General features: G+C 66.8%; 14 protein-coding genes and 1 tRNA gene. 7 read left to right on the top strand and 8 right to left on the bottom strand.

Annotated elements, in window-relative coordinates:
• The first annotated feature begins 6 nt into the window (after positions 1-6).
• Both CEK65_RS04195 and CEK65_RS04190 read left to right on the top strand, forming a co-directional pair.
• Positions 7-528 carry a chemotaxis protein CheW gene (locus CEK65_RS04195; RefSeq protein ID WP_152180879.1) on the top strand — a complete coding sequence of 174 codons (522 nt, stop codon included), beginning with the start codon at positions 7-9 and terminating at the stop codon, positions 526-528.
• 84 nt (positions 529-612) lie between these two features.
• Positions 613-795: a hypothetical protein gene (locus CEK65_RS04190; protein WP_152180878.1), complete on the top strand. Its 183-nt coding sequence runs from the start codon at positions 613-615 to the stop codon at positions 793-795.
• Positions 796-1,088: 293 nt separating this feature from the next.
• Here the strand turns inward: CEK65_RS04190 and CEK65_RS04185 are convergent, their stop codons facing one another.
• From CEK65_RS04185 to CEK65_RS04175, 3 genes are all read right to left on the bottom strand, one after another.
• Complete coding sequence (locus CEK65_RS04185; RefSeq protein WP_011347765.1) at positions 1,089-1,322, bottom strand: AlpA family phage regulatory protein; 234 nt, start codon at positions 1,320-1,322, stop codon at positions 1,089-1,091.
• A gap of 206 nt (positions 1,323-1,528) precedes the next feature.
• Positions 1,529-2,440, bottom strand: a complete 912-nt coding sequence (locus tag CEK65_RS04180) for a ParB N-terminal domain-containing protein (RefSeq protein ID WP_152180877.1) — start codon at positions 2,438-2,440, stop codon at positions 1,529-1,531.
• A gap of 196 nt (positions 2,441-2,636) precedes the next feature.
• The gene (locus CEK65_RS04175) at positions 2,637-2,870 is read right to left on the bottom strand and encodes a helix-turn-helix transcriptional regulator (RefSeq protein ID WP_040942302.1); all 234 of its coding nucleotides are present in this window, start codon (positions 2,868-2,870) and stop codon (positions 2,637-2,639) included.
• A gap of 544 nt (positions 2,871-3,414) precedes the next feature.
• On the opposite strand from CEK65_RS04175, the gene CEK65_RS04165 reads away from it, so the two are divergent.
• Positions 3,415-3,837 carry a hypothetical protein gene (locus CEK65_RS04165; protein ID WP_040941190.1) on the top strand — a complete coding sequence of 141 codons (423 nt, stop codon included), beginning with the start codon at positions 3,415-3,417 and terminating at the stop codon, positions 3,835-3,837.
• Between the two features lie 65 nt (positions 3,838-3,902).
• Here CEK65_RS04165 and CEK65_RS04160 read toward each other — a convergent pair whose 3' ends face one another.
• Together CEK65_RS04160 and CEK65_RS04155 are read right to left on the bottom strand one after the other, a co-directional pair.
• Positions 3,903-5,132, bottom strand: a complete 1,230-nt coding sequence (locus CEK65_RS04160) for an integrase arm-type DNA-binding domain-containing protein (protein WP_152180876.1) — start codon at positions 5,130-5,132, stop codon at positions 3,903-3,905.
• 175 nt (positions 5,133-5,307) lie between these two features.
• A tRNA-Ala gene (locus tag CEK65_RS04155) sits at positions 5,308-5,383 on the bottom strand.
• 230 nt (positions 5,384-5,613) lie between these two features.
• Between CEK65_RS04155 and CEK65_RS04150 the strand changes: the two genes are divergently transcribed.
• The gene (locus CEK65_RS04150) at positions 5,614-6,018 is read left to right on the top strand and encodes an H-NS family nucleoid-associated regulatory protein (RefSeq protein ID WP_152180875.1); all 405 of its coding nucleotides are present in this window, start codon (positions 5,614-5,616) and stop codon (positions 6,016-6,018) included.
• Positions 6,019-6,122: 104 nt separating this feature from the next.
• Here the strand turns inward: CEK65_RS04150 and rnd are convergent, their stop codons facing one another.
• A complete protein-coding gene (gene rnd / locus CEK65_RS04145) occupies positions 6,123-7,208 on the bottom strand; it encodes a ribonuclease D (protein ID WP_152180874.1) in 1,086 nt (361 codons plus the stop codon).
• A gap of 151 nt (positions 7,209-7,359) precedes the next feature.
• Here rnd and CEK65_RS04140 point away from each other — a divergent pair, with 151 nt between their 5' ends.
• The 3 genes from CEK65_RS04140 (at position 7,360) to CEK65_RS04130 (ending at position 10,762) form a co-directional block, all read left to right on the top strand.
• Complete coding sequence (locus CEK65_RS04140) at positions 7,360-9,219, top strand: formylglycine-generating enzyme family protein (RefSeq protein ID WP_152180873.1); 1,860 nt, start codon at positions 7,360-7,362, stop codon at positions 9,217-9,219.
• A 57-nt stretch (positions 9,220-9,276) separates the two neighbouring features.
• Positions 9,277-10,188: a M48 family metallopeptidase gene (locus CEK65_RS04135; RefSeq protein WP_017909672.1), complete on the top strand. Its 912-nt coding sequence runs from the start codon at positions 9,277-9,279 to the stop codon at positions 10,186-10,188.
• A gap of 115 nt (positions 10,189-10,303) precedes the next feature.
• Positions 10,304-10,762, top strand: coding sequence for a DUF6491 family protein (locus CEK65_RS04130; protein ID WP_017909671.1), 459 nt, complete (start codon positions 10,304-10,306; stop codon positions 10,760-10,762).
• A gap of 288 nt (positions 10,763-11,050) precedes the next feature.
• Here CEK65_RS04130 and CEK65_RS04125 read toward each other — a convergent pair whose 3' ends face one another.
• Together CEK65_RS04125 and mutY are read right to left on the bottom strand one after the other, a co-directional pair.
• Positions 11,051-11,329, bottom strand: a complete 279-nt coding sequence (locus tag CEK65_RS04125) for an oxidative damage protection protein (RefSeq protein WP_017912227.1) — start codon at positions 11,327-11,329, stop codon at positions 11,051-11,053.
• 44 nt (positions 11,330-11,373) lie between these two features.
• On the bottom strand, positions 11,374-12,435 hold the full coding sequence (gene mutY / locus CEK65_RS04120; protein ID WP_152180872.1) for an A/G-specific adenine glycosylase: 1,062 nt from the start codon (positions 12,433-12,435) through the stop codon (positions 11,374-11,376).
• Between the last annotated feature and the right edge of the window lie 161 nt (positions 12,436-12,596).

Raw genomic sequence — 12,596 nt, 5'->3', positions numbered from 1 at the left:
AAGAACATGCACAACGATCGCTACGAGAGCGCGGCCGAGCACGCGCCGCAGGGGGGCTGGCAGTTCCTGACCTTTCAGCTGGACCGCGAACTGTTCGGGCTCAACATCGCCGGCATCCACGAGATCATCGAGTACCGTCCGCCCACCCCGGTGCCGACCATGCCGGCCTGCGTGCGCGGGGTGATCAACCTGCGCGGCGCGGTGGTGCCGGTGGTGGACCTGCAGTCGCGGCTCGGCCGCGGGCCCAGCCAGGTCACCCGGCGCAGCTGCATCGTCATCGCCAGCGCCGCCACCGACGAGGGCGGCGGCGCGCAGTCCTTCGGCCTGCTGGTGGATGCGGTCAACGAGGTGCTGGAACTGCCGCCGCAGCAGATCGAGGCGCCGCCGGCCTTCGGCAGCGATATCCGCCGCGACCTGCTGCAGGGCATGGGCAAGCTGGAGGATCGGCTGGTGATCCTGCTGGACCGCGCGCGGCTGCTGCGCAGCGACGACATCGCCGAGGTCGGCGCACCGGCGCTGGCGGCGTGACGTCAGGTAGGCCGTGATCCATGCATCACGGCGGCCCCGCTAGGGTGGCGGCGAACGGGCATCCGCCCCAGCGAGGTGCAGACCATGGCAAACGACGAGACCACCCAGTCCGGCAAGCAGCAGGGCATCCACGAGGGCCGGCAGGACCGTGCCCAGGACGACACCGCCAAGCAGCGGCCGGGCCTGGAAGACCAGAAGCTGCGCGAGGCGCACGAGCGTGGCCCGCGTTCCGGCCAGGATGAGCCGGAGCAGGGCGGTCACGACTGAGCGATGCGGCGGGAAGGAGCGGAGTGCATCCCGCTTCCCGTTCCGTCAGGACGACGGCCAAGGACTGCCTGACGCGCCAGTGGACGGCGCACCCCGCGCGATCGAGCGCGGCCAGGCTCAAGATCGGCCAACAAAAAAGGCCAGAGAGCCTGGTGGCTGTCTGACCTCGTTTGCACCGTCGAAGACGGCAAGATGGTGGGCGGAAGGCTCCCGAATAATACCTGCAAGTGACTGTAATGCAATAGGTATTTCAGATGCGGTGAGCGCTGTTACCGCCATAGTTACCGCCAAGCTCATGCGGCTAGGCCCTGCGTACCATTGCGTGCGTCTACCGCTGCACTCATCCATGCGGCCACTTCGGTGGAAACCCAAGCGGCAATGTTGCCACCGGGGAATTGTACTGGCTTCGGGAACTTGCCCGCAGCGGCCCAGGCATAGAGCGTGGACTTGCTGACGCCGACGGTCGCGATGACCTCGGGCAAGCGCATGAAGTGATACGGCAGTGTCGTCTGTGGTTGAGTCGTCATGGCTTCCTTGAAATGAGAAAGGCCCGCTGCATGAGATTGCGGCGAGCCTTTGGGTTGGTGTGGTGCATGCCGTTGGGCAGCTTTCCCCGGAGGGGGCGGCATGGGGGCGGCTGGGCCTTGGATGGTTGAAGTGACTGCCGCGTAATTTCGCAGCGAAAATCTTTTTCTTCTCCCGCCGGCAGTGCGGTCAAATCAGGCTGGGGCTGTCAGTTGTCCAGATGTGCCGGTTGCGCTGGGACAGCGGGTGTCCCAATTGGGACAGGGCGGCGTGCTGGGCTGAAGGGAGCAAGAAGCTCCACCGATGCGAGTTGATCTGTGGCACTCACCTCGTCGTTCGCCAGCATCTCAAGCGCTCTGGCGCGCACGGCTGGGGATGAGCCATCCACGAGCTTGACTATGTGGCGCGCAACCCTTTCTGCATCCCGGTCTAGCTGCTGCTGGTCCGAGCTAGGCAGGCTTGTTTGCCAAGGGTTCTTTGCTTCGCGTACATGTCGCCACCTCGGCCAACCTGTGCCGGGATCTATCGCCAGCGCGTGGAACTCTGTAGCGATGACGTGCGGCATATTGGTGAGCATGCTGCTTACCGTACTCTTGCTGATGCCAAATCGAGCGGCGACAGAGCGTAAAGACTCCCCCACACTGGGAAGCTCGATAGCTCCTCGATGCGTTAGATCTGCAAGGTACTGCCAAGCCGCGTCCCGGCGCTGCTCGTTGTGAAGGGCGAGCGATCTGCCAGTGCAGTTGACCAGTTTGGAAACAACCAGGGCCGTCCGCCAATCTAAGGCTAAAACACCCGCCGGAACTTGCTTTCTGCCTGCTTGTTGGTATGCCCTCAGGCGGTGGTGACCATCGACCACATACAAGCCAGTTTCTACCGGCTCGGCGCTACCAATGTCGGCGAGCCAAATCGGATCAAGCTGCTTATCCTCCGCCGCTTCCAGTACCAAGCGAAGCGTAGCAATGTGTTGCTCGCTGCTTTCCTCGGCTCGCCCTTTGTCCTTGAACGGTACCAAGCGGGCAACACGTGGTTGCAGAGCGTCGTGGATTCGTATCTCGCCAATCTTGATCAGGCGAGTTTGGGCTTGTTTGAACTGTTCCATTACCGCGTCGTATTTCATTGTTGTCTCCTAATAGGTGTTCAAAGGAGACGCGCACAGCTTCCTGAGCTTGCTGCTACTGATAGGAGGCAGCTAATACTGGGTGCCAAGGTACGCGCCAACGAAAGATGCGTCCCTTCGCCGTAGGTGTACCAAAATTAGGTGGCCTTAAAAATCAATGACTTATGACTCTGGCCTGATTGGCCGATACCTGAAGTTACCGAGCTTTGGTGGGGGATGTTGGCTCTAGCAAGCAGCTCGGATGCACGCCCAGCGCCTCGGCAAGGCGGTAGATGTTCAGTAGCGCGATGTTGCGCTGTCCACGCTCGACGCCGCCCAGGTAGCTACGCGCCAACCCGCTCTCCAAGGCAAGACGTTCCTGGGAGAGTCCCTTGGCCTTACGGACCTCGGCAAGTCGCAGCCCAAACAGGACACGGGGATCGGTTGGCATCGCTTTCTCTGGCATGTGAGAACGATGCGGTGGCAACCTCTATCGGACCACGCCCTATGAGGACACCCTCTATGAGTGACATGGGTGCCTGGCTCTTCTATCATTCCTTGGTGGAGCGCTCGGACAGCTCTGCGACTGCCCTGTACAACTAGGGTCCGAATGCCAAGGGGGTTCACCATGAAATTGAAGTTTTGCGGTGCGGCGGCCGTCGTACTGCTTGTCGGCGCATGTGCCACTCATGCCGACTGGCTGGTAACCAAAGCGAGCCGCGCAGATGGTGTGATTGCGCTTTCGTACGAGCGCAATGAGTTCCAGCGTCCCGACTTGAGCGAACAAGAGGCCGTCCAACTTGCCACTCAGAAGTGCAGGAATTGGGGGTACAAGGGCGCAGAGCCGTTTGGTTCGCAGAGCACCGAATGCCTGTCGCGCCGAGGATTCGGAAACTGCGGATCAAGGCGAGTGACCGTTGAGTTCCAATGCACTGGTTCGCCCAGTCAGCAGTAGCCACCGAAACGATACAGATGCCGTTGCCGCAGGAGGCGCAATGCTTGAGTTCATAGGAACGGTCGCGGTATGCGCAGCGGGTCTTTGGCTTGCGCGGTACCTGTGGAGCTTCTGGCGGTTCCGCCAAAGTATCAATGCCGTGGAGGCACTTGCTTCAGCAGTGAAAGCCAAAGCGGATTTCGTCGCAGCGGAAGCGGGAGCCGATGCCGCAGAGAAAACCTACTTTATTGCAATCTGCCTCAAGAGCCTTGCAGATTCCCTGAGTTACGGCAAGTTGGCGAACCCACTCATTGCGGGGGCTCAGCTTGAGGTGCTGGAAGGCATGATCGGATCGCCTGACGATGTGGCCTTCTACATGGGTAAGTCCGTGGACTCCATTACCGAAATGAGGCTGGGGCTTGTGCGTGCTCGCGAGTCGTTCGTCTTACTGCACCGAGCAATGGGTAGCAAGCCAATCGTTTGATGATTCTGGTGGCGTAGGCGAAGGGCGGGGCGCTCGGAAAAGATGCCCCGCCCACGGCTTATAGCTTACCCACGCGCCACTCTGTGCTTGAAGAGAACAACCTTGTTCGCAGGGTCAGCTTTCAATATGTCGAGGTTGTCCGCCCAAGCCTGCATCATCTTGCGGCGTTCGTCCAAATACTGTGCTTGATTGTAGATGCCGCGCACTCCAGGCATCTTATGGGTTAGGGCGGATTCGATTGCATCGGGGTTCCAGCGGCCCATTTCGTTCAGTAGCGTGCTTGCCATGTGTCGGAAGCCGTGGATGGTGCTTTCGTCTTTCTCGATGCCGCAGCGTCGCGCTGCCACTAAAATGGCATTGCCAGACATGTGCTTGCGAGGGTCGCGCCCACCAGGGAAAACGAACTCGCCGCGTCCGGTAAGGGGGTGTAGGTCGCGCAGAATTTCCACTGCCTGAGTCGAAAGGGCGGCGATATGGGTGCGCTTGGTCTTGGTCACGAAGTAACGCCACTGTCCGGCGTCAAGGTCCAACTCCGCCCACCTCATGCGGACAAGCTCGCCGGGTCTGGCGAACAGCAACGGTGCCAGTCGCAGGGCACTCCTGACCACTGGCCGGCTGGTGCTTATGTCAATCTTCCGCAGCACGGTCGTCGCTTCCTCCGATGTGGTGGCAGCAGCGAACGGCATGGATCGCCAGGGAGTCAGCGCTCCTTTCAATGCACCTGTCGGATCGGCTTCGGCCCGGCCAGTACGCACTGCGTACCGAAAGACTGCGCCGCAGGTCTGCAAGGCTCGATGAGCAGTCTCGATGGCGCCTCGCTGTTCGATCCGCTCCAGGTGCTTCAGCAGTTCCGGGGCGGTGATGGCTGCGATGGGGCTGCTGCCGATCCAGGGAAAGATGTCGCTCTGCAAGCGGCGGATGATCTTGTCCGAGTACTGGGTGCTCCAATCCTTCTGCTGCTTGGCGAACCACTCTCGGGCGACGACCTCGAAGCTGTTCGCGGCGGCGGCCTCGCCAGCGGCCTTGACGGCCTTCCGCTGTTCGCCGGGGTCGATCTTGGCCGCAAGTAGGCGGCGCGCTTCCGCCAGCCTCTCTCGCGCGTCCGAGAGGCTCACTTCCGGATAAGTGCCGAACGACAGGGTGTTGCGCTTGCCAGTGACCGGGCGGCGATAGTCGTAGCGCCACCAGCGTGCGCCGTCGGGTCGTAGCAGCAGATACAGGCCGTTGCCGTCGCGCAGCTTCTGAGGCGTGGCGGCGGGTTTCGCTTTACGGATGGCGGTATCGGTGAGAGGCATTGGGCGGCTCCTTGACGGTAACAGGGTAGGGGATGCCCTTGCTACCGCCAAAATTACCGTCAGCTACCGCCGGATTTGCGCGGTCTCGGCTAGACTGCCTCGGAAACAAAAAAGGCCGGAAAGCCTTGTGTCGCAGGGCTTTCTGGCCTCGTTTGCACCGTCTAGGACGGAAAGATGGTGGAGCGGAAGGGGATCGAACCCTCGACCTTCGCATTGCGAACGCGACGCTCTCCCAGCTGAGCTACCGCCCCACATCAGACGCGTAGTGTAACTGGGCACGGGGCCGCGTGCCAAGGGGGCAGTGCAACATCGGCGGCGCCGGGGCAGGGGACCGGTCGGGCCGGAAAACGTGTTCGCCTTTTGTCTACAGCGCGCGCATGGAGTCGATATACTCGACGGCCGAAATCCCCCGCGGTGATTTCGTTCCGGACGAAATATACCGTCCGCTTCATACCTTTTACTAAAGACAGGTCTTTTACACATGACGGAAGTTCGCAACCTGCAACAGATCGCCGAAGCCAAGGCCAAGCTGCAGGAAGAAATGCGCAAGCTGGAAGAGCAGGAGCGGCAGGCGCGCGAGGGCGAAACCAATGCGGCGCATGCCAACGTGCTGTCGCTGCTGGAGCAGTTCGCCGAGTTCTTCAGCGCCAAGCAGCGCAACGAGATCGCCGCCTACGTGACCAGCGCGGCGCCCAAGCCGGCCAGCGGCAAGTCCGCCGGCGGCCGCAGCGAGGTCAAGCCGAAGTACCAGTTGCCGCATACCGGCGAAACCTGGTCCGGCCGCGGCCGCACCCCGAAGGCATTCGCCGCCTGGGAAGGCACCGCCGCCTACAACGAATGGAAGGCGCGCCACCCGGATCTGAAGTTCCCGCTCTTCAAGTACTGAGCGAACGAAAAAGGCCAGGAATTCCTGGCCTTTTTTTTATGCCCGATCGTTGACCCGATCGCGCTGCGCGGACGAGGCGGCGCGATCGGCCCGGCCGCGCCCGCTCAGCGCGTGGCCGCCAGCAGCGGCTGCAGCCGCGGTTCCAGTTCGCGCCGGCGCCAGCCCGCCAGCGGCGCCGGCCATTGCGCGCTTTCCAGCAGGGCTTCCAGATGCTTGCGCGAGGCGAGCAGGCCGTCGGGCAGGCCGAGTTCGGCGCTGCGTGCGGCCACCGCGTCCTGCAGCCGCTTCAGCGCGGCCTTGTTGTCGTCGCTGGCGGCCAGCGCCTGCGGGGCGTCGGTTTCGTCGGCCAGTGGGGTGGTCAGCGCCTGCCACACCGCATCGCTGAGCTTGCGCGGCGCCTTGGGGTGTTTGTCGAACAGCGCCAGCATGGCCGGTTGGTCCTGCGGCGAGAAGCGCGCCAGGGTGGCGGCCAGTTCGTTGTCCAGGATCCAGCTGCGCGGTTTGTCGTTGTGCCGGGCCTGCGCGTCGCGCCAGCGCAGCAGGCGCAGCAGGCGCAGTTGCGCGGGGCGGTCCATGAACTGCGCCGAGCGCATGCCCAGGTGCGGCCAGCGTTCGCCGTCGTCGTGCTCGACGGTGCCGAGCAGGCGTTCGCCGTCCTCGTGCAGCCAGTCGCCGCGCTCCAGGGTCTGCAACCGCGCCTGCAGGTTGTCGTGCAGCGCGAACAGATGGCGCACGTCGTCGGCGGCGTACTCCAGCTGCGCCGGCGACAGCGGGCGGCGCAGCCAGTCCGAGCGGGTCTCGCCCTTGGCCAGGTGCACGCCGGTGATCTCCAGCACCAGCTTCTGGTAGCCCATGCCGGCGCCGAGCCCGGCCAGGCCGGCGGCGATCTGGGTGTCGAACAGCGGCCGCGGCAGGGTGCCGCAGGCGCACTTGAAGGCGACCAGGTCTTCGCTGGCGCTGTGCATGATCTTGAGGATGTCCGGGTCGCTCAGCCACGGCGCCAGCGCCTGCGGCATGCCCGGGATCAGCGGGTCGATCAGCAGGATTTCGTCGCCCACGGCCATCTGCACCAGCGCCAGTTGCGGCCAGTAGGTCCGTTCGCGGACGAATTCGGTATCCAGGCCGATGCGGGCCGGCCGCTGCGCCAGCCGTTCGCTCAGCTCGGCAGGTTGCTTGATCCAGTAAGGCACGTGATTTCCGTTGACTGCAGGGTTTGCTCAGGCAGGCGAGAATAGCCTAACGTCGCTCCGCCGGCCGCACGGCGCGCCGGACGGGATGGCGTCGCAAGGTCCATGGTTCGGAGGAAAAGTGCGCAGCAGCGGCGTTGTGATGGTCTGGAGCATGCTTGCGGCAGCGCTGGTCGGCTGTGCGCGGCAGCCGTCGGCGCCGGCCGCCGAGACCGCGCCTGCGACCGCCGCTGCCACCGCCACCGCTACGGCGCAGTCGGCGCCGGCCAAGCCGGTGCAGGCGCCCAGCGTGACCATCGGCGGCGAGGATGCGGCCGAGACCGTGGCGCGCTGGCAGCCGCCGTTGCCGACCCTGACGCGCAGCGGCCTGCCGCAGGCGCGGCGCCAGGCGGCGCGCGCGCTGGTCGAGGATCGCCTGTTCGAGGATGCGCAGTCGGCGATTCCGCTGTACCTGGCGATCCGCAGCCTGGCGCCGAACGATCGCGTTGCCCAGGACGGCCTGCGCAAGGCGCGGCGGCGCCTGTTGCAACTCGGCGCGCAGGCGCTGGGCGATCCGGATCTTTCCGAACGCACGCTCGAGCAGGCCGCGCGCATCGCGATGGTGGCGCTGTGGCTGGATGCCGATGACCCGGCGGTGCGGCGCCTGCAGCAGCGGGTGGAGACCGCCTCGCGGGTGCTGGCCTACAACCGCGCCGGCGAGGACGACCTGCGCGGCGGCCGCCTGGGCGAGGACGGCAACGGCGCCCTGGCCAATTTCCGCGAGGCGTTGCTGCTGGATGCGGACGATGCGCGCGCGCGGCAGGGCGTGGCGGCGGTGGAAAGCGCGCTGATCCGTCGCGCCGAGACGGCCGCGGCGGCCTCGGATTTCGCCGCCGCCGGCAGTTGGCTGGCGCGCGCGGCGCGGGTGCGCGAGGACGCGCCCACGGTGCACGACGCGCGCGAGCGCGTGGAGCAGGTGCGGGTGGCGCGCATCGCCGCCTTGCGCGATGCCGGCCTGCGCGATCTGGCCACCCCGGCCGGATTGAAGTCGGCGCGCGAGCGCCTGGGCGACGTGCTGCGCATCGCCGATCCCGGCGACCCGGTGGCGGCGATGCTGCGCGAACGCATCGACCTGGCCACCCACTACGGCAGCTTCCGCCCCGGCCAGGTGTTCACCGACGGCATGCACGACGGCGGGCGCGGCCCGCAGATGATCGTGGTGCCGCACGGCGGCTTCCGCATGGGCGCGGCCGAGACCGAACCCGGCGCCTCGCCGGCGGAGATGCCGCAGCACTACGTGCGCTTCGACCGCGGTTTCGCCATGTCGATCACCGAGGTCACCGTGGCCGAGTTCCGCCGTTTCGTGGAGGCGACCAATGCGCGTCCGCGCGCCACCCGCCGCGGCCATTCCACCGTCTACGACGAACGCAGCGGCAACTTCGTGCGCCGCAACGGCGTGGACTGGCAGTCCGATTACCAGGGCGCGCGGGCGGCGCCGAACAGCCCGGTGATGCACGTCAGCGTGCGCGACGCCGAGGCCTATGCGGCCTGGTTGTCGCAGCAGACCGGGCGGCATTACCGGCTGCCCAGCGAGGCCGAGTTCGAATACGCTCTGCGCGCCGGCGGCCGCGGCCGCTATCCCTGGGGCAACGCCGGCACGCCGCCGCGCGGCAGCGGCAACTTCACCGGCGGCGGCGACGTCTCGCCCAGCGGGCGGCACTGGCGCAATGCCTTCGTCGGCTACACCGACGGCTTCTGGGGCCCGGCCCCGGTGGCCAGTTTTTCCGCCAACGCCTGGGGCCTGCACGACATGGCCGGCAACCTCAGCGAGTGGGTCGCCGACTGCTGGCACGCCAGCTATCGCCGCGCGCCGGCCGACGGCGCGGCCTGGTACAACCCGGGCTGCCGCTCGCGGGTGGTGCGCGGCGGTAACTGGGCCAATGCGCCGGAGCAGACCCGCGCGGCGTGGCGGCTGATGCAGGATTCGGACAGCACCAGCGCACGCGTCGGCTTCCGCCTGGTGCGCGGCATTTGACGCCGCCGCGCCGGTGCCGGCGCTAGATTGCCTCACCAGTCAGCGAGGGGGAGTGCGATGAACCAAGTCTTCGGCCGCCAGGGCGGCGAACCGGGCGGCGGCCGCCGTGGACCGCTGGGCGGGGTGCGCTGGCTGGTACTGCTGGGCTTTGCCGTGTATGCCGGGTTCTACTGGTTCTCCAACCGCAGCGAGGATCCGTACACCGGCGAACAGGTGCTGATCGACCGGTCGTTGAATGTGGAGGACGAGAAGGCGCTGGGTCTGCAGGCGTACCAGGAGATCCTGGCGCAGGAACATCCGGTCGATCCGCAGTCGCAGGTGGCGCAGCAGGTGCGTGCGATCGCGCAGCGGCTGATCGCCAAGGTCGACGTGGTCGAGGACGCGCTGGCCGCCGAGCACGGCATGCAGGCCAAGCATTACGCGCGCGGCTTCGACTGGGACGTCAACGTGATCGAGTCCGACCAGGCCAATGCGTTCTGCCTCCCCGGCGGCAAGATGGCGGTCTACACCGGGCTGCTGCCGGTGGCCAAGAACGCCGACGCGATGGCGGTGGTGATGGGCCACGAGATCGCGCATGCGCTGCTGCGGCATGGCGCGCAGCGCATGGCCCAGCAGAAGCTGACCCAGATCGGGCAGATGGCCGGCGCCGCCGGCGGCCTGGATCCGCAACAGCAGCAGATGGCGATGGCGGCGATGGGCTATGGCTACCTGCTGCCGTACGCGCGCAGCCACGAGACCCAGGCCGACGAAGTGGGCCTGATGCTGGCCGCGGCGGCCTGTTTCGACCCGCGCGAGGCGGTGCCGCTGTGGGAGCGGATGAGCGCCAGCAGTGGCGGCCAGGCGCCGCCGGAGTTCGCCTCCACCCATCCCAATCCGGGCACCCGCATCCAGAACCTGCAGGCGCTGATGCCCAAGGCGCTGGAGTACCGGCAGCGCTTCTGCGAGTCCGCGCGTGGTGCTTCGCAGTAAGCGCTGCCGTCGCCGCACGCGTTGGCTGCCTTGTCGCTGAACGCCGCGCGCTTATCCACGCTCACGTGCACGGCGGCGGGCGCATGATGCGCTCCACACCATCGGGAGCACTGCCATGAAACGCCTGCTGCTGTCCTCCCTCGTCGCCACGGCCGTGCTGGCCGGCTGTGCCACCAACCGGCTCAGCGACGACGAGCGTCTGACCCTGTACCGCGCCCACGCCGGTGCGCCGGTGCGCGACTTCCAGTACTTCAACCGGCTCAGCGGCTGGACCGCACTCGGCGACAGCGCGCTGGCGGTGTGGACGCGCCCGAACCAGGCCTATCTGCTGGAATTCGCCGGCACCTGCCAGGACCTGGATTTCGCCCCCAGCATCGCCATCACCCATTTCGGCAGCCAGGTCTCGGCGAAGTTCGACGATGTGCTGGTGCTCGGCGGCGGCCCCGCCGCGATTCGCCTGCCGTGCCGCATCGACAGCATCCGCCCGCTCGACGTCAAGGCGCTGCGCACCTCGGAGAAGGAACTGCGCGAGGCCAAGGTGCAGGAGCGGGCGCAGCAGGCGCCTGGGAGCTGACGCAGTGCCGGGATTCGGGATTCGCGAGGCGGCGCGCGCGGTGGTGCGGCTAGGGTGATGTCGCGCTGTCGCTTGCTGGTGCAGCCTGTTGCGTCAGGTGCACTGCAAGGTGCTGTGCGGCACGCCCTTATGGCTCCGGGGCGCACGCTTCAGCCGCGACGGGTATTGCCGGTAAGGCCGTGTCGCGGCTGAAGACGCTCCTGGAGGTCGGGTGAGGTGCGACGAACGCAGGCGCTTGGCGGTGTCCGAGCGTCGGTACGTGGGAGTGACGCGACGACGCGGTGGTGCTCAGGAGGCCTGGTCGGGCGCCACGTAGCCGTCGGGCTTGTCGGCGCCGCCCTGGAACAGGAACTTTTCCAATTCCGCTTCCAGGAACGCGCGGTGTTTGGGATCGCGCGGCGACAGCCGGTTCTCGTTGATCAGCATGGTCTGGTGCGCCAGCCAGGCCTGCCAGCCGGCCTTGCCGATGTGCGCGAACACGCGCTTGCCGAGCTCGCCGGGATAGGGCACGTAATCGAGCCCTTCGGCGTCGCGTTGCTGGTACTGGCAGAAGACGGTGCGGGACATGGCAACAATTCCTGGCGGTGCGTGCGGCGGCGCGCGCTGGCGCGCTAGAGGCCGTCGAGCAGTTTGCGGATCGGTGCGGGCAGGCCCAGCGTCGACAGGTCGGCGCGCGCCACCCAGCGCAGGTCGTCATTGTCGCCCAGCGCATCGCCCATGGCGACCTTGCGCAGGCGCAGTGGCTGCAGGTGCAGGCGGTAATGGCTGAAGGTGTGCACGATCGGCGGCAGCGCTTTGGCGTCGTCGTAGGCGCGCCCGCGCATCCAGCGCGCGTACCAGGCGCGCAGCTCGCTGTCGGTGTCGGCCTGCGGCAGGGTCCACAGCGAGGCCCAGATGCCGGTCGGCGGCCGCCGCTGCAGCAGCAATTCGCCGGCGGCGTTCTCCAGCAACAGCGCCAGCGCCTCGCGCTCGGGCAGGGTCTTGCCCGGCTTGGGCGTGGGCAGCGCTTCGACCAGGCCGTCGCGGCGCGCCACGCAGTCGTCCTGCAGCGGGCACAGCACGCAGGCCGGGTTGGCGCGGGTGCACAGGGTGGCGCCGAAATCCATCTGCGCCTGCGTGTAGTCGGCCATGCGCCCGTCGGGCACGGCGGCTACGTGGTCGTGCGCGAGCGCCCACAGCGGCTTTTCCACCGCCGGCAGGCCGGGATAGCCGGCGATGCCATGGTAGCGGGTCAGCACGCGCTTGACGTTGCCGTCGAGGATCGGGAAGCGGTCGTTCCAGGCCTGGCTGAGGATCGCGCCGGCGGTGCTGCGGCCGATGCCGGGCAGTGCATGCAGGGCCTCGAAATCGCGCGGCAGCTCGCCGCCGTGCAGTTCCACGCAGCGCTTGGCGGCGGCGTGCAGGTTGCGCGCGCGGGCGTAGTAGCCGAGCCCGGCCCATTGCGCCATCACCGCGTCGTTGTCGGCGGCGGCCAGTGCCGGCAGGGTCGGGAAGTGCTGCAGGAAGCGCAGGAAGTAGGGGATGACCACCGCCACCTGGGTCTGCTGCAGCATGATCTCCGACAGCCACACCCGGTACGGACTGCGCGGATGCTGCCAGGGCAGGTCGTGGCGCCCGTGGCGGTCGAACCAGGCGAGCAGGCGGGTGGGGAAGGTGTCAGAGGGCTGGCGCATGCTGGCATCTGAGTTCCTTCTCCCCTCGGGAGAAGGTGCCCCGAAGGGGCGGATGAGGGTACGGGCGAAGCCTGGTGCGGTTTGGGTAGTGCGCATGCCGGCATGGCGGGCTCCGCCGCACCCTCACCCCAACCCCCCTCCCCGGGGGGGGGGGGGGTGGG

The sequence above is a fragment of the Xanthomonas sp. LMG 12459 genome, assembly GCF_009192905.1.
GTDB lineage: Bacteria > Pseudomonadota > Gammaproteobacteria > Xanthomonadales > Xanthomonadaceae > Xanthomonas_A > Xanthomonas_A sontii.
Note: the sequence above shows the minus strand (reverse complement) of the source record. Positions and strands in the feature narration are given on the sequence as shown.

Coding starts and splice junctions, on each gene's coding strand:
- CEK65_RS04135 (WP_017909672.1), top strand. CDS start 9,277: ATGAACCAAGTCTTCGGCCGCCAGGGCGGCGAACCGGGCGGCGGCCGC.
- mutY (WP_152180872.1), bottom strand. CDS start 12,435: ATGCGCCAGCCCTCTGACACCTTCCCCACCCGCCTGCTCGCCTGGTTC.
- CEK65_RS04150 (WP_152180875.1), top strand. CDS start 5,614: ATGACGGAAGTTCGCAACCTGCAACAGATCGCCGAAGCCAAGGCCAAG.
- CEK65_RS04165 (WP_040941190.1), top strand. CDS start 3,415: ATGCTTGAGTTCATAGGAACGGTCGCGGTATGCGCAGCGGGTCTTTGG.
- CEK65_RS04140 (WP_152180873.1), top strand. CDS start 7,360: ATGCTTGCGGCAGCGCTGGTCGGCTGTGCGCGGCAGCCGTCGGCGCCG.
- CEK65_RS04125 (WP_017912227.1), bottom strand. CDS start 11,329: ATGTCCCGCACCGTCTTCTGCCAGTACCAGCAACGCGACGCCGAAGGG.
- CEK65_RS04160 (WP_152180876.1), bottom strand. CDS start 5,132: ATGCCTCTCACCGATACCGCCATCCGTAAAGCGAAACCCGCCGCCACG.
- CEK65_RS04195 (WP_152180879.1), top strand. CDS start 7: ATGCACAACGATCGCTACGAGAGCGCGGCCGAGCACGCGCCGCAGGGG.
- CEK65_RS04185 (WP_011347765.1), bottom strand. CDS start 1,322: ATGACGACTCAACCACAGACGACACTGCCGTATCACTTCATGCGCTTG.
- CEK65_RS04175 (WP_040942302.1), bottom strand. CDS start 2,870: ATGCCAACCGATCCCCGTGTCCTGTTTGGGCTGCGACTTGCCGAGGTC.
- CEK65_RS04130 (WP_017909671.1), top strand. CDS start 10,304: ATGAAACGCCTGCTGCTGTCCTCCCTCGTCGCCACGGCCGTGCTGGCC.
- CEK65_RS04190 (WP_152180878.1), top strand. CDS start 613: ATGGCAAACGACGAGACCACCCAGTCCGGCAAGCAGCAGGGCATCCAC.
- CEK65_RS04180 (WP_152180877.1), bottom strand. CDS start 2,440: ATGAAATACGACGCGGTAATGGAACAGTTCAAACAAGCCCAAACTCGC.